The organism is Ferrimonas sediminum, assembly GCF_900100175.1.
GTDB classification, from domain to species: Bacteria; Pseudomonadota; Gammaproteobacteria; order Enterobacterales; family Shewanellaceae; genus Ferrimonas; species Ferrimonas sediminum.
In genome coordinates this window covers 267,596-288,340 of sequence record NZ_FNEM01000003.1, presented here as the reverse complement: position 1 = coordinate 288,340, position 20,745 = coordinate 267,596, and the positions used below count along the sequence as shown (strand labels likewise).

Annotated in this window: 15 protein-coding genes; 8 read left to right on the top strand and 7 right to left on the bottom strand. The window is 61.4% G+C overall.

Features of this window, described 5'->3' with window-relative positions; all coding sequences use genetic code 11:
- Positions 1–33: 33 nt before the first annotated feature.
- Positions 34–615, bottom strand: a complete 582-nt coding sequence (locus tag BLT77_RS05680; RefSeq protein ID WP_090363310.1) for a hypothetical protein — start codon at positions 613–615, stop codon at positions 34–36.
- A 70-nt stretch (positions 616–685) separates the two neighbouring features.
- On the opposite strand from BLT77_RS05680, the gene BLT77_RS05675 reads away from it, so the two are divergent.
- The 3 genes from BLT77_RS05675 to lolE are packed head-to-tail and all read left to right on the top strand — an operon-like array spanning position 686 to position 3,826.
- The gene (locus BLT77_RS05675) at positions 686–1,909 is read left to right on the top strand and encodes a lipoprotein-releasing ABC transporter permease subunit (protein ID WP_090363308.1); all 1,224 of its coding nucleotides are present in this window, start codon (positions 686–688) and stop codon (positions 1,907–1,909) included.
- Positions 1,902–2,591 (top strand): lipoprotein-releasing ABC transporter ATP-binding protein LolD, encoded by a 690-nt coding sequence (lolD, locus tag BLT77_RS05670; protein ID WP_090363305.1) that lies wholly within the window; start codon positions 1,902–1,904, stop codon positions 2,589–2,591. Before BLT77_RS05675 ends, lolD begins: the two co-directional genes overlap by 8 nt.
- On the top strand, positions 2,588–3,826 hold the full coding sequence (lolE, locus tag BLT77_RS05665) for a lipoprotein-releasing ABC transporter permease subunit LolE (protein WP_090363302.1): 1,239 nt from the start codon (positions 2,588–2,590) through the stop codon (positions 3,824–3,826). The genes lolD and lolE overlap by 4 nt, the downstream gene beginning before the upstream one ends.
- A 60-nt stretch (positions 3,827–3,886) precedes the next feature.
- On the opposite strand, the gene BLT77_RS05660 is transcribed toward lolE, so the two are convergent.
- Positions 3,887–4,471: a DUF2062 domain-containing protein gene (locus BLT77_RS05660; protein ID WP_090363300.1), complete on the bottom strand. Its 585-nt coding sequence runs from the start codon at positions 4,469–4,471 to the stop codon at positions 3,887–3,889.
- A gap of 30 nt (positions 4,472–4,501) precedes the next feature.
- Here BLT77_RS05660 and BLT77_RS05655 point away from each other — a divergent pair, with 30 nt between their 5' ends.
- The 5 genes from BLT77_RS05655 to kdsB all read left to right on the top strand — a co-directional run bounded on the left by BLT77_RS05655 (position 4,502) and on the right by kdsB (position 10,451).
- Positions 4,502–6,691, top strand: coding sequence for a DNA internalization-related competence protein ComEC/Rec2 (locus BLT77_RS05655; RefSeq protein ID WP_176819197.1), 2,190 nt, complete (start codon positions 4,502–4,504; stop codon positions 6,689–6,691).
- Positions 6,692–6,783: 92 nt separating this feature from the next.
- Positions 6,784–8,553, top strand: a complete 1,770-nt coding sequence (gene msbA, locus BLT77_RS05650) for a lipid A ABC transporter ATP-binding protein/permease MsbA (protein ID WP_090363482.1) — start codon at positions 6,784–6,786, stop codon at positions 8,551–8,553.
- Positions 8,546–9,520 (top strand): tetraacyldisaccharide 4'-kinase, encoded by a 975-nt coding sequence (lpxK, locus tag BLT77_RS05645; protein ID WP_090363294.1) that lies wholly within the window; start codon positions 8,546–8,548, stop codon positions 9,518–9,520. Before msbA ends, lpxK begins: the two co-directional genes overlap by 8 nt.
- Positions 9,521–9,524: 4 nt before the next feature.
- Complete coding sequence (locus BLT77_RS05640; RefSeq protein ID WP_084144487.1) at positions 9,525–9,701, top strand: Trm112 family protein; 177 nt, start codon at positions 9,525–9,527, stop codon at positions 9,699–9,701.
- 3 nt (positions 9,702–9,704) lie between these two features.
- Entirely contained in the window at positions 9,705–10,451 is a 747-nt protein-coding gene (gene kdsB / locus BLT77_RS05635) for a 3-deoxy-manno-octulosonate cytidylyltransferase (RefSeq protein WP_090363290.1), read from the top strand.
- A gap of 4 nt (positions 10,452–10,455) precedes the next feature.
- Here kdsB and BLT77_RS05630 read toward each other — a convergent pair whose 3' ends face one another.
- From BLT77_RS05630 to BLT77_RS05610, 5 genes are all read right to left on the bottom strand, one after another.
- Positions 10,456–10,830 (bottom strand): hypothetical protein, encoded by a 375-nt coding sequence (locus BLT77_RS05630; protein WP_090363285.1) that lies wholly within the window; start codon positions 10,828–10,830, stop codon positions 10,456–10,458.
- The gene (locus BLT77_RS05625; protein ID WP_090363281.1) at positions 10,823–11,674 is read right to left on the bottom strand and encodes an MBL fold metallo-hydrolase; all 852 of its coding nucleotides are present in this window, start codon (positions 11,672–11,674) and stop codon (positions 10,823–10,825) included. Before BLT77_RS05625 ends, BLT77_RS05630 begins: the two co-directional genes overlap by 8 nt.
- 150 nt (positions 11,675–11,824) lie before the next feature.
- Positions 11,825–14,212, bottom strand: coding sequence for a TonB-dependent receptor plug domain-containing protein (locus BLT77_RS05620; RefSeq protein ID WP_090363278.1), 2,388 nt, complete (start codon positions 14,210–14,212; stop codon positions 11,825–11,827).
- Positions 14,213–14,468: 256 nt separating this feature from the next.
- Positions 14,469–17,522 (bottom strand): efflux RND transporter permease subunit, encoded by a 3,054-nt coding sequence (locus tag BLT77_RS05615; RefSeq protein WP_090363276.1) that lies wholly within the window; start codon positions 17,520–17,522, stop codon positions 14,469–14,471.
- Positions 17,512–20,739, bottom strand: a complete 3,228-nt coding sequence (locus BLT77_RS05610; protein ID WP_090363273.1) for an efflux RND transporter permease subunit — start codon at positions 20,737–20,739, stop codon at positions 17,512–17,514. Before BLT77_RS05610 ends, BLT77_RS05615 begins: the two co-directional genes overlap by 11 nt.
- Between the last annotated feature and the right edge of the window lie 6 nt (positions 20,740–20,745).

Sequence of the window (20,745 nt, the reverse complement as noted above, 5' to 3'; positions counted from 1 at the left end):
AGACAACCGCGGCCAAGGCCGCGACTGAGGGGCTCAAGAGGCGTCGCTCTGGCGGCGGGCCTGGGCGCGTGCCCGCAGTTGCCGCTGTTCGACCTGCAGACTGGCGTGCACCAGCTGCTCCTGATCCGCATCCATGATGCTGGTGAAGTCCAATGTCCACAAGAACTGATCGTCATCCACCTGGCAATCGGTGACTTCGGCGATGGCGTAGATGGCAACGCTCTGTTCCAACAACAGTACCCGGGTTTCGACAATGCTGCCGATCTCGATGGCGCTGGCGTGGCGGACCACCAGGCCACTGCCGCCAAAGCGGACGCCGTCACAGCGGTAGCGGGCATCGCTGCTCTGGGCCAGCTGCATCTGTAGCACCAGGTCGATCTTCTTATTCTGCAGGCTCAGGTATTCCGCCAGTTCGGCCGCGTGCTGGGCCAGGCTGTTCATCAGCGGCAGACAGCGCTGCTCGACGTCGTTGACCTGAGCCATCAACCGGAACGCTTTGGGCATCATCGCCAGCAAGGCGTCTTTGTCCATTAATCGCTGGCTTGGCTGCAGAGGATCCGCTAGCAGCAGAAAGTCACAGGGGACGCTGAAAAAGCTTTGTTGCTCGTTAGTCATGGCCGGCGCTTGTGTAATGGGGGTGAATAACTTTATTATCCGATAACTTATCTATTTGGCAAATGGTTAAATGTCACCGTCAGTATCCCTATTTATCGGCCTTCGCTACTGGCGCTCCCGTAAAGACACCCAGTTCGTCTCTTTTATCACCTTTTTTTCCGTTGCCGGCATCGCCCTGGGCGTGGCCGCACTGATAGTGGTCAGTGCGGTGATGAACGGGTTGGAGGGGCGATTAAAGACCCGTTTGCTGGGCGCGGTGCCCCAGGTGGTGGTCAGTGCCGACGCGCCGTTGCAGAAGCCGACCCTGCTGGCCAACCAGCTGGCGGCGGAGCCACACGTGATCGGTGCGGTGCCGCTGATCAGCACCGAAGCGATGATTCAATCCGGCCAGGAGCTGGCCGGGGCCCAGGTGCTGGGGGTTGACCCGGTGCTGGAGGCGCCCCTGTCGGCGGTCAGTCGCCACCTTCGCAGTGGCCGCTGGGACAGTCTGCAGGGCGGTGGTTATCGGATTTTACTCGGCAGTCAGCTGGCCAGTCGCCTCGGGGTGATGGTGGGCGACAAGGTTCGAGTACTGTCGGCCACCGGGGCGGTGTACACCCCGGTGGGGCGTCTGCCCAGCCAGCGTAATTTCACGGTCTCCGGTGTGTTTGAGCTGGGGGCGGAGGTGGATGCCAGCCTGGCTTACATTCACATCGATGACGCCTCCAAGCTGACCCGACTGGGGAAACACAAGGTGCAGTCCATCCGCCTGTATCTGGACGATGCGTTTGCGGCGCCGGCGGTGGCGGCGGTTCTGGCCGTGAAACTCGATGGCGGCTACCGGGTCGACGACTGGCGCAGCCAGTACGGGCAGCTGTTCGGGGCGGTGAAGATGGAGAAGAACATGATGGCGATGCTATTGGCGCTGATCATCGCCATCGCCGCGTTCAATGTGGTGTCGGCCCTGGTGATGATGGTAACCGACAAAACCTCGGACATCGCCATCCTGAAAACCATGGGCCTGGGGCCGGTGGCGGTCATGGGGGTGTTTTCGGTGCAGGGAATGACCAGTACGGTGCTGGGGGTGGCCATCGGTACCCTGGCGGGGCTGCTGCTGGCCTTCAATCTGCAACCTTTGATGGCCGCCATGGGCATCTGGCTATTGCCACCGGGGCAGCCGCTGCCGGTGATTCTGAACTACGGCCAGATTGGCCTGATTGTGGTCGGGGCACTGTTACTCAGTTACCTGGCAACCCTGTACCCCGCATGGCGGGCATCCCTGATCAAACCCGCAGAGGCATTGAGATATGAGTGAGCCATTGCTGCGCTGCACGCAGCTGGGAAAAGTCTACCGTGAAGGCAAGCTCGAAACCCGGGTGCTGTCGAATCTGGATCTGCAGGTGGCGGCGGGCGAGTTGCTGGCGATCATCGGCAGCTCCGGCTCCGGTAAAAGCACGCTGTTGCACATCGTCGGTACCCTGGACACCCCCACCGAAGGGGAGGTGCTGTTCCAGGGGCAGAATCTGTTTGCCCTGAGCGACGGTGCCCGCACCCAGTTGCGCAACCAGCAGCTGGGCTTTGTGTATCAGTTTCATCATCTGTTGCCCGAGTTCAGTGCCCTGGAAAATGTGATCATGCCGCTGCTGATCGCCGGTCAACCGAAAGTGGCGGCGCGTCACCGTGGCGAAGCGCTGCTGGAGAAGGTGGGGCTCAGCCACCGCCTCAATCATAAGCCGTCGGAGCTGTCCGGTGGTGAGCGACAGCGGGTGGCCATTGCCCGGGCCCTGGTCAACCGGCCGGCACTGGTGCTGGCGGACGAGCCCACCGGCAACCTGGATGAAACCACCGCCGAAGAGGTGTATGAGCTGATTCGGCAGCTGGCCCGCGAGGAGGGCACGGCGTTTGTAGTGGTGACTCACGATACCGCCCTGGCCGCCAGGCTGGATCGGCAGGTGGCGATGCACGGCGGCCGTCTGCAGCAGGTCCAGGACTCATGAGCCGCATGAGTCTGGTGTGGGGGCTGGGCTGGCGCTTCCTGCGTACCCGTCACAGCAACCGATTTATCTCCTTTATCTCGGTGTCGTCCATCGTCGGTGTGGCATTGGGAGTGACGGTGCTGATCCTGGTATTGTCGGCCATGAACGGCTTTGAACGTGAGTTGAAGGAGCGGCTGCTGGCAGTGGTGCCCCATGCGGAGATGATCGCCGTCGAGGCTCCCATCATGGACTGGCACACCATGGCCGCCGAGGCGGCCATCCATAAAGAGGTGGTAGCGAGTGCGCCCTTTACCCTGGTTAACGGGTTGCTGCAAAAGGGCGACAAACTGAAAGGGGTGTCGGTTCGCGGGGTGATGCCGCAGTGGGAGCAACAGGTTTCTGAAGCGGATCATTACATGAGTTCCGAGGCCTGGCAGTCGCTGTCGGCTTCGGGCAAGCCTTTGGTGCTGGGAAAGGCGCTGGCGCAGCAGCTTAAGCTGGAGGTGGGCGACCGGGTGACGCTGATGGTGCCGAGGCCCCAGTCCCAGGGGCGCCGTCCGCCGCAGCGGGTGGTGTTTACCGTGACCGGCCTGTTTGACCTGGGCGGTGAGATTGACCGTACCATGGCCTTCACCAGCCTGGCGGTGGCGTCGGAGATTCGCGGCTTTGGCGACGGCGTCGGCGGGTTGCGGCTGAAGCTTGACGATCTGTTTGCGGCTCCGGCGGTGATTCGTGCCGTGGGCTATGAGCAGACCCATTACCTGTACCTGAATGACTGGACCCGTACCCAGGGCCACCTGTATTCCGACATTCAGCTGATTCGAACCCTGATGTACCTGGTGCTGGTGTTGATGGTGGCGGTGGCCAGCTTTAACATCATCTGCTCGCTGGTGATGGCGGTGCAGGACAAGCAGGCGGAGATCGCCATCCTGCGCACCATGGGGCTGAGTCGCAAAGCGGTGATGGGGGCCTTTGTGATTCAGGGGGCGTTGACCGGTCTGACCGGTTGCGTGTTGGGGGCGGTTCTGGGCAGCGCACTGGCGTGGCGCTTGTCTGATCTGATTCGTGGCCTGGAGCAGGCCCTGGGCGTTAAACTGCTGTCCGGAGACGTCTACTTTATCGATTTTCTGCCGTCGCAGCTGATGCTGTCCGATGTGGTGTCGGTGACCTGTGTGGCCTTTGTGGTGACGGTGCTGGCGTCGCTGTACCCCGCCTGGCAGGCGGCCAAGCAGGAGCCGGCCCAGGCGCTGGGCTAACGGCTAAAGAACGAATAAAAAAGGCCGCAGTTGCGGCCTTTTTTTATTCGCGGAACCGGGTTAGCGTCTGCCATTGCCATTGCCATTGCCATTGCCATTGCCATTGCCATTGCCATTGCCATTGCCATTGCCATTGCGTTTCTTTTGGCGTTTCTTCCAACTGAACAGAATGGAGTAGCGCCACAGGCTGTTGATCACCAGATAGGTAAACAGCGAGCTGCAGATGCCGAGAATCAGGCACCCCAGCAGGAAGGGTTCGCCGATCTGCCCCAGGCTGGTTTCCAGCCACTCCCAACTGAGCTCAAACTGAAAGTGACCCGCTTCGAGGCCTAACATCGAGGCGCCCACCAGGTAGGCCAGGTAGAACATGAATGGCATGGTGACCGGGTTGGTGAACCAGACAGTGGCAACCGCCAGCGGCAGGTTGACCCCAAGCAGAATGGCGGCGGCTGCTGCCAGAATCATCTGAAAAGGTACCGGAACCCAGGCGACAAACATCCCGGCCGCCAGAGCTCCGGCAGCTGAGCGGCGGTTCAGGTGCCATAGTCCCGGTCGGTCAATGACATCACCGAACATTCTCAGGTGTCTATGTTGTCTCAGTTTATCTGGGTTCGGCATCAGCCGTTTAATCGTTTTTTTTGGCATAGCGGTCCACAATCGCCTAAACAGTGTCAGGTGAACAGTTTTCTTATCGGTTGGGTAGCGGCCATCAGCTCAGGGCTGATCTGGCCAGGGTTGCTACCGGCTCTGGATCGGATAGTCCTCATCGTCGCAGCGTTGGTGCTGGTGCGACGCCAGCCGCTGTGGGCCGGAGTCCTGATGGGGGTCTGCTGGTTTAGCTGGCAGGCCAGTGGTTTGATTGACCCGAAACAGCCCTTACAATCGGGCCAGTATCAGGTGGTGGCCACCCTGCAGTCATTGCCGACCCGCGCCGCACTATACCAGCGAACTTTATGGCAGGTCGAGCAGATTGATGGCACGCCCCTGCAGATACACCACTCAAATCGTATTTCATTGACCCATCAGGGAGAGTCTCCCTGGCGACTTGGCCAACGTTACCTACTGGATGTTACATTACGCCCGCCCTCAGGCACATTAAACCAGTTTAGCTGGAATAGTCGTCGCCATTACCTTTCCCGGCGGATTGTGGCCACCGGTCGCATTCAAGGCTTCGAGCAACTTGAGGGGAGCGTCCATTGGCGACAGCGGCTGGCGGAGCGGTTGCAGCTGGCGACCGGGTCGTTGCCCAGAGGGGATCTGATTCGAGCCCTGGCCATGGCCGATCGCACCGGACTGAGTGATCAGCGCTGGCGTCAGTTGCGTCAATCCGGATTGACCCACCTGGTGGCCATCTCCGGGTTGCACCTGACACTGGTCGCGGCGTTGGTGGTGTCCGGATTGACCTGGGCCGGCCGGCGGATGTTGCCCAGCCCCTCGGGGCGGGGGCGCGGTGTCATCATGATGTTGGCGGCGACGGTGGTGATCGGCTACGCCTTGCTGGCGGGGTTGGGGCTGGCGACCCAGCGTGCCTTGATCATGACCCTGGCGGGGATGGCGCTGCTGGTGAGCGGCCGTCATGCCCGGCCGTGGGAGATTCTGCTGCGGGCCATGGCACTGTTGTTGCTGTTTGACCCCCTGGCGGTGCTGGCGCCGGGTTACTGGCTGTCCTGTGCCGCGGTGGCCAGCATTCTACTGCTGCTGTGGTTAAAGCCGCCGGCGATACGCAGTCAGGTCGCGACCCTGGTGTGGATTCAATGTGGCCTGACCCTGATGTTGGCGGTGGTGCAGCTGGGCTGGTTCGGCAGCGTTACCCTGCACGCCCTGTGGGCCAACCTGCTGATGGTGCCCTGGGTGTCGGTGGTGGCCTTGCCACTGACGCTGATGGCGGCGCTGTGGTTGTGGCTGGGTGGCCCCGGCGGCAACGAAGCCCTGTGGTTGGCCGACGCCGCCCTGTGGCCTTTGGACAGGATCGCCACCCTGGCCGCGTCGTTGCCCGGGGCGGAGTTGGGCTGGAGCCTGTCTCCGGTTGCTGCGGCGCTGGCGTTGTTGGCGTTGCTGTTGGTATGGCGAAGGCCGCTGCCCCGCAGCGGCGCCTGGGCCGGGCTGTTGCTGCTGCCTCTGCTGTTGTCGGCGCTTCCGACCAGAGAGGATCCCTGGCAGGTGCATGTGCTGGATGTGCGTCAGGGTCTGAGTGTGGTGGTGGAGCGGCGCCATCGGGCGCTGGTATTCGATACCGGTGCCGCCTATCCCTCCGGCTTCAGTTACGCCGACCGGGTGCTGCAGCCGTTTTTGCGCGGCCGCAGCATCGTTGCGGTGGACCATCTGGTACTGAGTCACGGCGACAATGACCATGCCGGCGGACGCCGGGTCATTCAAGACTACTGGCCCGATGCCGAGGTGATCGAAGGGGCAGGGTGCTTGTCCGCCCCCTCGCAGTGGCAGGGGCTGAGTCTGAGCTGGTATCGGCAGTCCATGTCGGGCAACAACGGCTCCTGCGTACTGGTGATCGGCGATGGCCACCACCGGGTGATGTTGCCCGGTGACATCGAGCTGGAAGCCGAGCGGAGAATGACGGTGGCCCCGGTGGATCTGTTGGTGTCGCCCCACCATGGCAGTCGCAGCTCCAGTAGCCCCAAGTGGCTGGCGCAGGTGCGGCCGCGCTGGGTGGTGCATTCGTCCGGCTGGCGCAATCGCTGGGCATTCCCCCACCCGGAGGTGGTCACCCGCTATCACAATCTCGGAGCGCAGCAGTGGGTGACCGGCGATCATGGCCAGGTAAGCGCTTACTTCGATGCCGACGGCGTCACGCTGATGAGTTTCCGGGAGCAGCTGGCGCCCTATTGGTACAATCACCGACCGTGGTAAATGGCCGATAAATAAGCGGTTGGCGAGTTAATATTGGTATCCCACAGGGGAGTCGGTAGAATGTCTGATTCAGTTTGTGAATGGTTAATGATATGAGCGCCAAACCCCAACGCGCAGAGAAAGGCCAAACCTGGGCCACGTTTAAACGCTTGTGGCCCTATGTGCTGCCATACCGCACCGCCTTTATCATCTCCATCGTCGGTATGCTCATCTACGGTGCCGTCGATGCCGGCATGATCTGGCTGGTGCAGCCGCTGATCGACAGTGGCCTCAACGAGGGGCGCAGCGAGGTGCTGCGCATGGCGCCGTTGATTGTGGTGGGCATGTTCCTGATTCGGGGCAGTGCCAACTTCGTGTCGACCTACTGCCTGGCCTGGGTCAGCCAGAAGGTGGTGCAGAACATGCGCCAGTTGGTATTCAATAAATACCTGAGCCTGCCGGTGAGTTACTTCGATACCCAGAGCACCGGCGATCTCATCAGCCGCATCACCTTTGATACCGAACAGGTGGCCCGGGCCTCCAGCAGCGCCCTGGTCAGCATGGTGCGTGACGGCGCCACCGTTATCGGCCTGCTGTTTATCATGTTCTATCAGAGCTGGCAGTTGTCGCTGATCTTCTTCATGGTGGGCCCCGTCGTGGCCTGGGTGATTACCATTGTCAGCCGCCGTTTCCGTAAGGTGTCCAAGGCGATTCAGCTGGCCATGGGCGGGGTAACGACGGCCTCTGAGCAGATGATCAAAGGCCACAAAAACGTGATTGCCTTTGGTGGTCAGGAGATCGAAGCCGAGCGCTTTGCCCGCATCAACAACCTCAACCGTCGCCATAACATGAAGCTGTCTGCCGCCCAGGCCATCAGCCAGCCCATCATTCAGATCATCGGCTCCGGCGCCATCGGTGTGGTGCTGTTTGTGGCCAGCTTTGATTCGGTATTGCAGACCCTGACGCCGGGCACCTTTGTCACCATCATCGGCTCCATGATGGGTCTGATGCAGCCGATGAAACACCTGACCAAGGTCAACGCCGACTTCCAGCGAGGCATTACCGCCGCCCATACCGTGTTTGCGGTGCTGGATAAGCCCGACGCCGCCGACAGCGGCACCCACCAGGTGGAGCGGGTACAGGGACAGCTGGCACTGAACCATGTGACCTTCAGCTACCCCAACACCAACAAAGAGGAGCCGGCCCTGCGCAATGTGTCGCTGCAGGTGGGGGCCGGTCAGACCCTGGCACTGGTGGGGCGCTCCGGTTCCGGTAAGAGCACCATCTCCAACCTGTTGCCGCGCTTCTATGACGTCACCGAGGGCGAAGTGCTGCTCGATGGTGTCAATGTGAATGAATACTCACTGAGTAACCTGCGCAGCCAGATTGCCATGGTGTCGCAGCAGGTGACCCTGTTTAACGACTCCATCGCCAACAACATCGCCTACGCCTGTGACAACTGCAGCCGTGAGCAGATTGAAGCCGCTGCCGAGGCCGCCTACCTGATGGAGTTCGTCCGGGATCTGCCCGAGGGGCTGGACACCATGGTCGGTGAGAACGGTATCCTGCTTTCCGGAGGCCAGCGTCAGCGCATCGCCATCGCCCGGGCCATTTTGCGCGATGCCCCGGTGCTGATTCTCGATGAGGCCACCTCGGCGCTGGATACCGAGTCTGAGCGAGCCATTCAGGCGGCGCTGGATAACCTGCAGCGGGGCCGGACCTCGCTGGTGATCGCCCACCGCTTGTCGACCATCGAGAACGCCGATGTGATCATGGTGGTGGACAAGGGCGAAGTGATTGAGCGTGGCAGCCACGCCGAACTGCTGGCCAAGGGCGGCGTCTACAGTCAACTGCACCAGATGCAGTTTGGTGACAATGAGTAACTGGCTGGAGCGGGCCTGGCAGCAGGGCAGTCTGCTGCTGTGGGTGCTGGCGCCTTTTACCCTGCTGTTCGTTGTGATCAGTGGCCTGCGCCGTTGGGCTTACTCGGTCGGCCTGTTGAAATCCGTCACTCTGCCGGTGCCGGTGATTGTGGTGGGCAACCTCAGCGTCGGTGGTAATGGCAAGACACCGGTGGTGCTGTACCTGATTGAACTGCTGCAGGCGCAGGGTAAGCGGGTCGGAGTCATCTCCCGTGGTTATGGCGGCGAAGCCGACAGTTGGCCACAGTGGGTCGGTCGCGATACCCCCGCCGCCTTGGTGGGAGACGAGCCCAGGTTGATCGTTCAGCGAACCGGTGTGCCCATGGCCGTGGGGCCGGATCGCATCGCTGCCGCCCAGATGCTGTTGGAGCGTGCCGACGTCGATGTGATTCTGTCCGATGATGGCCTGCAGCACTACCGCCTCGGCCGTCAGGTTGAGCTGGTGGTGGTGGACGGTGAGCGTCGCTTCGGCAATGGCCACCGACTGCCCATGGGCCCCCTGCGGGAGCCGGTGAGCCGGTTAACCAGCGTGGACCTGGTGATCTGCAACGGTGGCACCGCCAGGCCCGGTGAGTACCCGATGCAGTTGCAGCCGCTGCCGCTGAGGGCGGTGGACGGCAGCGACCGTGCGTTTGATGCGGATCGGGACATTGTTGCCATGGCCGGCATCGGCCACCCGCCGCGCTTTTTTACCTCGCTGGAGAGCCAGGGGCTGATGCCGGTACGCTGTGTGCCCTTTGACGATCATCACCCCTATACCGCCCCCGAGCTGAGGCAGCTGACGCCGGCGGCCGAAACCCTATTAATGACTGAAAAAGATGCGGTTAAATGCCGCGCTTTTGCGCAGCCCAACTGGTTTTACTTACCGGTTGCTGCTAGCTTGTCGAAAGATTTTGACGGCGCGTTGCTGTCACGACTGAAGGAATAACAACATGGCGTTTGATACAAAATTGCTGGAAATCATTGCCTGCCCGGTATGCAAAGGCAAACTGGAGTTTAACGCGGCCGAGCAAACCCTCACGTGCAAGGGCGATCGCTTGGTGTACCCCATCGATGATGGCATTCCGGTGTTGCTGGAAAACCGTGCTACCGAGATGAAAGGCGAATAACTCATGTCCTTTGTGGTGGTGATTCCGGCGCGTTACGCATCCAGCCGTCTTCCCGGTAAGCCGCTGGCCGACATTGCCGGTAAACCGATGATTCAATGGGTGTGCGAAAAAGCGCAGCAATCCGGTGCCGAGCGGGTGGTGGTGGCCACCGATGACGTTCGTGTGCAGCAGGCGGTGACGGCGTTTGGCGGGGAGGTGATCATGACCTCTGCCGACCACAACTCCGGTACCGAACGGCTGGCTGAGGTGGTCTCTCTGTTGAACCTGGATGACGATCAGGTGGTGGTCAACGTTCAGGGGGATGAGCCGCTGATCCCGGCGGCCAACATTCGCCAGGTGGCGGATAACCTGGTGGCCAGTGGCACCCCGATGTCCACCCTGGGCGTCGCCATCGATGACAGCGATGAGATGTTCAATCCCAATGCGGTCAAAGTGGTGTGCGCCGAAGATGGTAAAGCGCTGTATTTCTCCCGCGCCGCCATTCCCCATGATCGCGATGCCTTTGCAAAGGGCCCGGCGGTCAGCCCGGGCGCACTGCGCCATGTGGGGATCTACGGCTATCGTGCCGGCTTTATTCGTCGCTATGTGAACTGGGCGCCAAGCCCGCTGGAGGCGATTGAGTCACTGGAGCAGTTGCGGGTGCTGTATTACGGTGAGTCGATTCATGTGGCCCGGGCGGTGGAAACGCCGCCAGCCGGGGTGGACACACCGGAAGATCTGGCCCGGGTTCAGGCGATTCTGAGTCGCTGAGCCGCTACTTCGGCCACAGCTGCTGTTGGGCGATACTGGCCTGGGCGGTCAATTTTGCCCCCAGGCTTTTGCCGTGCAACAGGTGATCGGTGCCGTAGGAGTAGGTGGCACATAACACTGCCGCCAACAATATTCCCCGCCAGGTTTTGGTGGCAAACAGCAGGCTGAAACTCACCGCCGCAAAGGCGCCTGCCACCACCCAGCCCCACTGGCCCTCGACCTGCCTGAGGGACAACTCGATCAGGGTCAATGACACCGCCACCGTAATGATGCCGATGAACAGCCCCGGGGTGGGCGATCGGATCAGAATGGCGGCCAGGTACACAGGTACCATCGCCACCACCATAATGCCAATGATCAACAGCAGCAGCTCAATCATGAATGCGCGCTTTGTCCTCGTACAGGGTGGTTACCCAGCGTTCGGTGGTGATAAAGCGCCAGCTCCAGGAGTGGAGGGATTCGGGAAAGGCTGCCTGCCACTGCTGCAATGACGCGTCCATCGGTTGCTTTCTAGCCCATGTTATTGAGTTTAGCAGCATTTCTTGGAATTTTTGCATATCGGCCTTAGTGGCCAGGCCGCCATGACCGGGAATGACCTTGGTGTCGTCGTCCATCCAGCCCAGAGCCGTGGTGACGTTATTCAAATAGCCCTCGACGCTGCCCCCACCTTTCAGATCCACATAGGGAAAGGTGTCTTTAAAGAACAGATCCCCCATGTGTACCACGTTGGCCCGCTCAAAGCGCACCAGGCTGTCACCATCGGTGTGGCCGGAGGGCAGGTGCACCACTCTGAGGCGGTCTCCATTGAAATGGATGGTGATGCCGTCGCTGTAGGTGACCACCGGCAGGTGGGCCGGTGTCAGGCTGCTGTCCTGGGCCAGCCTCAGGCGCACATTGTGGTGGGCAAAGATGGTGGCCTGGCTGGCGAACTCGGCGTTGCCACCGATGTGATCGCCGTGATAGTGGGTGTTGAGCAGGTACTTGACCGGTTTGGGGTTGATGGCTGTCAGGGCCGCGGCGATGCGATCCGCCAATGGAGCAAACTGGTCGTCGATGATCAGGATGCCATCGTCGCCGGCGCTGACGCCGATGTTGCCGCCGCTGCCGGTGAGCATGTACACCCCTTGGGCCACCTCCTGAGAGACAATCTCGATATCCTTGAACCGATCATCGCCGCTGGCGGGCAGGGCAAAGATCAGGGTTAACAGCAGCAGCTTACGCATAATGACTCATCCAGATTGAGGGGGACTGTTGAAAATAGCACCGTTTTTCAGTGCGGGGTAGTGAAAGCGCAGTGGGGTGTGACAGCCTGAAGTGAACCCAGCCGGGGTGACAACAGCCCGGCCAACGCCGGGCTGTTGCTATGAGGGGGGTTAATAGCGGTAGGTCAGATCAACGAAGTAGTAGCCGCCGTTGAAGCCATAGGGTGTATTGGTGACCGGATACTGGAAGATGCCATTGAAGTTGTTGTCGTCGGGCCGTTTCTCCGGGTAGGTGTCAAACAGGTTCTGGGCGCCGGCGGTGAGGCTGATGGCGTCGGTGGCCTGGTAGCGAACGCTGAGATCCGTGGTCCAGCTGGCATCGTATTTGACCTCGCTGCGGGAATAACCGACGGTGTAGGTGCCGAAATAGTTAAACCTCAGGTGAGTGGTGAAGTCGCCGTAGCGGTGGCTAAAGCCCAGGTTGCCCTTGTGGTGCAGGTTGGCGTCGGTACGCCGAATCTCCTCGCGACGGTCGAACAGCGACGCCTCCTGACCGTCGAGGATGGCCGGCAGGTTCACCTGTTCGATGTCGGTGCTGTTGTAGGCGTAGGCCAGGTTGGCCTCCAGATCGCCCCAGCTGCCCAGGTCGAACTCTTGGGACGCCACCACGTCGAGGCCGCGGGTGCGGGTATCGAGGCCATTGAGGAAGAAGCGGCCGGACTCGGCATTGGTGCCGTCGAACAGGGCGGCGATGGCCGGCGAGGCGTCCTTGTCCAGCGAGCCGGACAGGATGATGCGGTCATCCACATCAATCTGGTAGGCGTCGACGGTGACGGTGAGGCCAAAGTCGGTCAGGTACACCAGTCCCAGGCTGTAGGAGTGGGAGATCTCCGGTTCCAGCTCATCGATGCCCAGAGCCTGGGTGATGGGGGACAGGGTGTTAAAGGTGCCCGATTCCCTGGGGATAAACTCGCCGGTGTCCGGATCCGGATCGAAGAAAGTGGCGATGCTGGTGTAGTACAGCTGCTGCACGCTCGGGGCTCGGAAGCCGGTATTGGTGGTGGCGCGCAGGGCCAGGTTGTCGGTGATGTCGTAGCGTCCGGCCAGCTTCCAGCTGGTGTTGGTGCCAAAATCGGAGTAGTCCTCGAAGCGCACCGCCGCGGCCCAGTACCATTGATCGCTGTACTGATTTTCCAGCTCCAGGTACAGCCCCAGATTGTGGCGATCCTCGTCCACTTCCGACTCCGGCGTAAAGCCGCTGAAGCCCTGGCTGCCGCCGGATTTGCCCTGGTAGTCGCCCTTGATGTAAGACGCCTCGTCGCCGGCTTCAATCTGATAGCCGCTGTTGCGCCAGCTCAGGCCCATGGCCACCACCAGCTCGGAGTCGTTGTAAAACTCGTAGTAGCGGGAGGCGTCCAGATTCAGGTTCAGCTCTTCGGTGGACAGGGTGCCGGCATCGAACTCGGTGGGGCTGTCCGGTCCCAGAGAGGCGTTGAGGCTGTTGACCACCCGGTATTCGAAGCTGTTGCTGCCGTAACCGGCGGAGGCGTCCAGACGCCACTGGCCAAGATCAAACTCGTAGCCCAGCACTAGGGAGTAATCGATGATCTCCGGATTGATCTGCGGCAGGAAGCCGTCCGGGTAGATCTCGGGCAGATTGCGGCCATCCAGGGCGCGGCGGTAGAAGGCGCCGGATTTGGATTCACGCTGACTGATGCCGCCAAAGGCATACAGGTTGTCGTCGCCATCGAGGGAGTAGCCGGCATTGGCGAACAGACCGTAGTTGTCGTAGTCGCTGTTGCCGATGTGGTGGCTGTTGCGGTCAAAGGTCGCCTCGCGGGGATCCGGACTGCCATCGGCCAGGGTCGGGTATTGCTGGCGAGGATCGGCGCCGGCCCGGTTGGTGGCGTTTTTCTGCTGGGCTTCCAGTGACAGGTTGAGGAAGCCGTCGTCGCCGAGGCCCAGGCCATGATTGAGGCCGATTCGAATCTGCTCGCCATCCCCCTCATAGGTCTGGCCAACCTGGGTGGCGATGCTGCCGCCCTGATCCGCGTCGTTGAGCACCACATTGATGACCCCGGCAATGGCGTCGGAGCCGTATTGGGCGGCGGCGCCATCGCGAAGAATCTCAATCCGTTTGATGGCGGCCATGGGGATGGCATTCAGATCGACATTGGAGGAGCCTTTGCCGACGGTACCGCTGGTGTGCACCAGCGCCGAGCCGTGACGACGTTTGCCGTTCACCAGTACCAGGGTGTGATCCGGTGACATGCCGCGCAGGTTGGCCGGGCGCACGGCGTCGGTGCCGTCGGTGACCGAGGAGAACGGAAAGGCGTAGCTGGGGGCGGCAAATTGCAGCGCCTGGGCCGTTTCGGTCATGCCGGTGGCCTGCAGTTGCTCGCCGCTGATGATGTCGATGGGCGCCGCACTGTCGGTGGCGGTGCGCAGGGCGATGCGGGAGCCGATCACCTCAATGGTTTCGACCTTGTCCTGGGAGGCCAGGGTCTGGGGGGCTGTAATGCTCGCTGCGACAGCCAACGCAACAAGGTTTGAGTGCATAAGGAAATGCCTTTTTATAACTATTGGTAATATCAATGGCGGCAAGGTTAACATTTCCATTTTTGTGGAATTAGAATCAAACGCGATAAATCAGCGCGGACTGTTCTAATGGTCTTTGTGATTTTTATTGACCAAACAGTGGCTTAAAATCATTTTTCAGTATCATTAAGGGAGAATAAAAAAAGGAGAGGCGTTGGCCTCTCCAAACTGGCCAGGGGAACGACTGGCCATCGGGATACAACAACAGATTGGTGACTTACAACCACTTGGGCAGGGCGCCGTCGCTCCACTGTTTGATGCGAGCGCTCTTCTGCGCATAGAAATGGCGCATTCTCGTCAGCAGCAGGTAACAGTAAGGCACCAGGAACAGGCTGGTGACGGTGGAGAACAGCAACCCGCCGATGATCGCCAGCGCCATCGGGGTGTAGGAGGGACCGCCGCCGGCCAGCCGGGTATCGTTCAGGGCCAGCGGAACCAGGCCCAGCACCGTGGTGGCCACCGTCATCAGCACCGGCCGCAGCCGCGACCCGGCGGCGTCGACAATGGCCTGTTTCAGCTTGTCGATGTCCGGTTCACGCTGATTGATCTGATCCACCAGCACGATGCCGTTGTTGACCACCACGCCCATCAGGATCAGGATGCCGATCATCGCCATCATCGACATCTCCTGACCGAGGATAAAGAAGGTCCAGAACACCCCGGTGATGGAGAACAGGATTGAGGAGATCACCGCCGTGGGCAGCAGCAACGACTCAAACAACGCCGCCATCACAATGTAGATCATGGCGATGGCCAGCAGCATGTTGGTGATCATCACCGCCTGGTCGTCCTCCTGCTGGCGGAATCCGCCGCCAAACTGATAGTCGTATCCCGCCGGCCAGTGGAGGGAGTCCAGTACCTGGGTCAGGGCGGCTTTGGCTTCATCCAGGGAGCTGTCCTCGACGTTGCCGCCGATGGTCAGGGCGGTCTGGCGATTGTAGTGCTTAATCTCCTGCAGTCTGGGCATCAGGGTGATGCGGGCCAGCATCTCCAGGGTATAGACCCGGTTCTCATGTCGAGCCAGTGGCAGCTGTTTCAGCTGCTGCAGTGACTGGTGCCACTGCTTGTCCCAGGCCAGGAAAATCTGCACTTCGCCACTGGGGTCGTGGCGGAAGGAGCGCAGGTTATCCCCCCTGACGGCCAGTGCCACGGTCTGAGCCGCGTCGGCGATATCGATGCCGAGCCGCGACAGTTGCTGGCGGTCGAACTGCACCTGAAGTTCATACTGGCCACTGCTGACGTCGGAGCGCACATCCTCCAGGCCGTCTATCTCCTGGAACAGTGGCACCAGCTGGTCGGCCAACTCCATCAGCACCGTGGTGGAGCGTCCGGTGAGGGTGACCCGCATGCCGGCGTTGTTGCCGCCATTCCAGCCAAATTCCGGGTTGGCGTCGGTGAGTTTCGGCATCTCGTCGCGAATGGTCTGCTTGATGGTCTCAATGTCTGCCGGCAGGGTTTCCTTCATGATCAGCGTGGTGGTGACGTTGTCGGTGGCGTAGTAGCTGTAGACACTGTCAAACCCCAGCTGTTGCTGATGGTCATACAGGTAGGCTTCCACCCGGTTCACCATCCCCTCGGTCACGGCCAGGGCGTGCTGTCCTTCAAGGTGGTAACGCAGATAGAGCCGGTCCTGGGCATCGTCGTCGTCGGCCATGTTGACCTGGCTGATCGGCAGAGCGGTACTGGCCAGGATCACCAGGGTGATAAGACCGGTGGTTTTGGGCCAGTTCAGACACCAGCTCAGGGCGCGTTGATAGTGGCGCTGGCCCCTGGGTTCGCCATGGGAGCCTAGGCGAATGCGGCTTAGCCGTGACAGCAGCAGCGGCAGCAGGGTTTTGGCCAGCAGCAGTGACGCCAGCAGCGAGATGCAGATGGCGATGGCGACGTGTTCCAAAAACATGGTCATCTGCACCTTGACCCCGAAGATGTTGGGCAGAAATACAATGATGGTGGTCAGGGTGCCCGCCAGTACCGCCAGGGCCACCTTGTTGACGCCATCGAGTATCGCCCGGTGACGGTCGCCATCGTCGCTGTGCTCCTGGGCCTGCAGCACCGACTCGGTGACCACCACCGAGTTGTCGATGAGCATGCCCACCGCCAGCAGCAGCCCCATCATCGACAGGATGTTGAGGGTGTAGCCCATCAGGTACATGGCGGCCAGGGTAATGGCGATGGAGATCGGCACCGATACCACGATTACCAGGGTCATGGCGACGTTACGCAGGAACAGGAACAGCACGCCGAACGACAGCGCCGCCCCCACCAGGCCGGCCATCAGCAGATCATGCAGTGAGTTTTTGACCCCTTTGGCCTGATCGTCCATGGAGAACAGTTCGATGCCGCGAAACTGCGGGTTGGCATTGGTGGCGTCGATGACTTTGGTCACCCGGGCGGCGACCTCCACCAGGTTGGCGCCGGACTCCTTAAAGATGTCCAGGCCGATGGCGTAGGCCCGGTTGAGGTGGCGGCCATCGATGCGCTCCGGCAGGGTGTAGTCGATGCTGGCCACATCCCCGAGGCGGATGTTGGGGGCCAGGATCAGCTGCTTGATCTCGTCGAGGCTGCGAAACTCCCCTTTGGGCGACAACTGCCACAGGGTTTGCTGGGTACGCAGGTTGCCGCCGCTGATGACAAAGTTTTCCTGGTTCAAGCGCTGCTGCAGCACCGAGGCGGGCACGCCACTGGCGGTGAGCCGGTCCGGGTCGATGCGAATCTCGATGCGCTGTTTGTCGACGCCATACAGGGTGACTTGTGAAACCCCGGGCAGGCGTTCCAGTGGCCGTTTCAGCTGCTTTTCCAGCAGATCATAGGCACCGCTGAGATCCCGCTCGGAGGAGATCCTCAGGGTGTAGATGGGCATGTCGGCGGTGGAGAACTGGCGCAGCAGCACCCGCTCTACGTCTTCGGGCAACAGGTGGCGCACCGAATCCAGCCGTTCGCGGGCTTCCACGGTTTTGGTGGCCAGGCTGCTGCCCCAGTCAAACTCCAGTTGAATAAAGGCGCCATTCTCGGTGGAGGTGGAGCGCATCGCCTTGACGTCGCTGAGGGTCGCCAGCGACTCCTCCAGCACCGAGGTGATGCTGCGCTCCACCTCCTGGGGAGAGGCACCCTGATAGGGCACCTCCACCATGATCTCGGGAATGTCGAGACCGGGAAACATCTCCAGTGGCAGCAAGCGGCTGGAGACGATGCCCATCAGCAACATGGCAATGAAGGCCATGGAGACGGTCACCGGCCGCCGTAAGGCCAGAGCGGTCAGATTACTGGTCATGACGAGCCTCCGTGGCAAAACCCTTGGTGTCGAACAGGCTGTAGAGTACCGGCAGGACCACCAGCGTCAGCAGGGTCGACAGCAGCAAGCCGGCAATGACGGTGATCGCCATCGGCGCGCGCATCTCGGCGCCGTCTCCGAGGCCAATCATCATCGGCGCCAGCCCCAGGGTGGTGGTCAGGGTGGTCATCAGGATCGGTCTCAGTCGTGAATGGGCGGCATCATGAATCGCCCGGGCCTTGTCCTGGCCGCTGCTGCGCAGTTGATTGATGCGGTCGACCAGCACGATGGCGTTGTTGACCACGATGCCGGCCAGCATGATCAGGCCAATAAAGACGATCACCGAGATGTGGGTACCGGTGAGCCACAAGCCGTAGACGCTGCCGGCCAGGGCCATGGGGACCGCCACCAGGATCAGCAGCGGGTGCAGCAGGGATTCAAACTGGCTGGCCATCACCAGGTACACCAGGAACACGGCCAGGGCCAGGGCGATGTACAGGGAGTTGACTGAGTGCTCCATCTCCTCGTTCTGGCCGCCAAACTGAATGCTGGTGCCGGCAGGCAGCTGCAGCTGTTGCAGCAGGGTGGTGGCGTCGGCCACCGCTTCCTTGAGGGAGCCGAAGCTGAGGTTGGCCGAGACAATGGCCACCCGCTGCTGGGCGATGCGGTTGATGGATGCCGGGCCGATCTCTTCGCTGATGCTGGCCACCGCATTGAGGGCAATGGGGTGCGCCGAGTCCGGGTTGACGATCAGGCTGGCCAGATCCTCCATCTGATCCCGCTGGTTGGGCAGGGCCCGCACCAGGATGTCGATCTTACGGTCGCGTACGGTGTAGCGAGAGGCGACGCTGCCGCCGATCACCGAGGCCACCCGGTTGGCCACCTCCGGTGCGGTCAGCCCCAGGGTCGCCAGCTTGCTGTGGTCGAAGCGCACCGTCAGCTCGGGTTGTCCCTCTTTGAGGCTGTTCTGCACGTCTTTGAAGCGCTCGGACTGCCCCAGCACCCGGGACACCATCAGGCTGGCCTGTTTCAGTTGCTGCAGGTCGTAGCCGCTGATCTCCAGCTCCATGGGGGTCTTAAAGCTGAACAGCTCCGGCGACTGGGCGGTGTACTCCAGATCCGGGATGCGACTGGCAACGGCCCGAAGCTGGGCCATGATTCGAGGTTGGGCACCGGCGTTGGCCAGCACCACCTGCAGGCGGCCCCAGTTTTCGCCGCCAATCTGCGAGGCGGAGCTGAGCAGGCCGCCGCTGCCGGCCTGGGAGTAGACCTGATCCACATCGCCGTCATCAACAATGGCATTGGCCAGGTGGTTGAGTACCCGGTCGGTGTGGCCGACCTCGGTGCCCGGTGGCAGTTGCACCTCCAGATAGAACTCACCCTGATTCATCGGTGGAATCAGCTCCATGCCCAGCTTAGGCACCAGGGTAGCCGCAAACCCGGTAATGGCAATGGCCAGAGCCAGGGTCACCCAGCGGGCGGACATCGCCAGATTCAGCATCTTTGGATAACACAAGGTCAGGGCACCGTAGAGGGCGTTAAAGGCCAACAGGATCGGCATGAACAGCAGCCGTGCGACTCGGCGCAGCAGCCGGCTCAGCACCATCACCAGGGCGATCAGCAGGTTCGGCAGGTAGGAGAACAGCAGCACAAACGGGAAGCTGAATACTGTGGCGGCCCGTTGGCGCACCAGCCCCAGCCGGGTGTCGGCCCGGGGCTTGGGGGCTGCCGGCGGCGCCGGGCGCAGGCGAATCCCCTTGCGGGAAGAGAGCATCGGGATGGCGGACAGGGCCACCAGCAGCGAGGCGATCAGGGCGAAGGCCACGGTCATGGCCTGATCCGCAAACAACTGGCCGGCGATGCCATCGACGAAAATCAGCGGCACAAACACCGCCAGAGTGGTCAGGGTGGAGGCGACGATGGCGCCGCTGACCTCTTCGGTACCGGTGCGGGCGGCCTGCTGCAGGTCGTCCCCCAGGCTGCGGCGGCGGTCGATGTTTTCCAGTACCACGATGGCGTTGTCCACCAGCAGCCCCACCGCCAGGGCGATGCCGCCCAGAGACATGATGTTGAGGCTGATGCCGGCAAAGTACATCAGGTTAAAGGTGGCGATTACCGACACCGGGATCGACAGCGAGATGATCAGGGTCGGCTTGAGCTCGCCCAGGAACAGGAAGATCACCAGCATCGCCAGCACCGACCCGATCAGCGCGGCACTGGTGACCTCGCTGACGGCACTTTCGATGAAGCGGGACTGGTCATACAGCAGGGTGATGGGGTAGCGGCTGTCCGGCTGCAGTTGGTCGAGCTTGCGCTTCAGGGCCTGGGCCACCGCCACGGTGTTGGCGTCGCCCTCTTTGTAGATGGCCAGTTCCACCGCTTCCTGGCCCGCGGAACGACTGATGTTGTCCCGCTCCTTGAAGCTGTCCTGAACCTGGGCAATCTCGAACAGCCGCACCTGGCGCTGGCCGTCGCGGTAGACGATCAGCTGCCTCAGCTCGTCCAGGTTCTGGAACTGATTGAGGGTGCGGATCAGCAGTTCCTGATCGCCTTCGGTGAGTTTGCCGGCTGACAGGTTGATGTTCTCATTGCGGATGCGTTCAATCAACTGCTCGACATTGAGGCCCAGCTGGGCCATCTTCTGCTGGTCGATGAGGATCTGCACCTGCTGCTCCAGGCCGCCGGAGGGGCGCACCGAGGCCACGCCGGGGACGGTTTCAAGGGTGCGTTTGAGCTCCTCTTCGACCCAGGTCCGCAGTTGCACCAGATTGGCCTGGGCGCTGTCCTCGGCGGTGACCGCCAGTCGGACGATGGGATCCAGGTTGGGGTTAAAGCGCAGGATAAGCGGCTTGTCGACGTCCAGGGGCAGTTGAATGGCATCGAGCTTTTCCCGGCTGTCGAGGGCTGCCAGGTCCATGTCGGTGCCCCACTCAAACTCCAGCAGCACGTCGGATAAGCCGGCGCGGGAGGTGGAGGAGACTTTGCGCAGCCCTTTGACGACGCCGATGGCTTCCTCTATGGGTTTGCTGACCAGTTGCTCTACTTCGGCGGGGGCGGCGCCGGCGTACTGGGTGCGCACGGTGAGCGTGGGGTAGCTCATGTCCGGCAGCAGGTTGACCGCCAGGCGGCTGAAGCCCACCAGTCCGAACATCACCACGGCCAGAATGAACATCCACACCGTTACCGGCCGCTTTACTGAGGTATTAATGATTCCCATAATGTC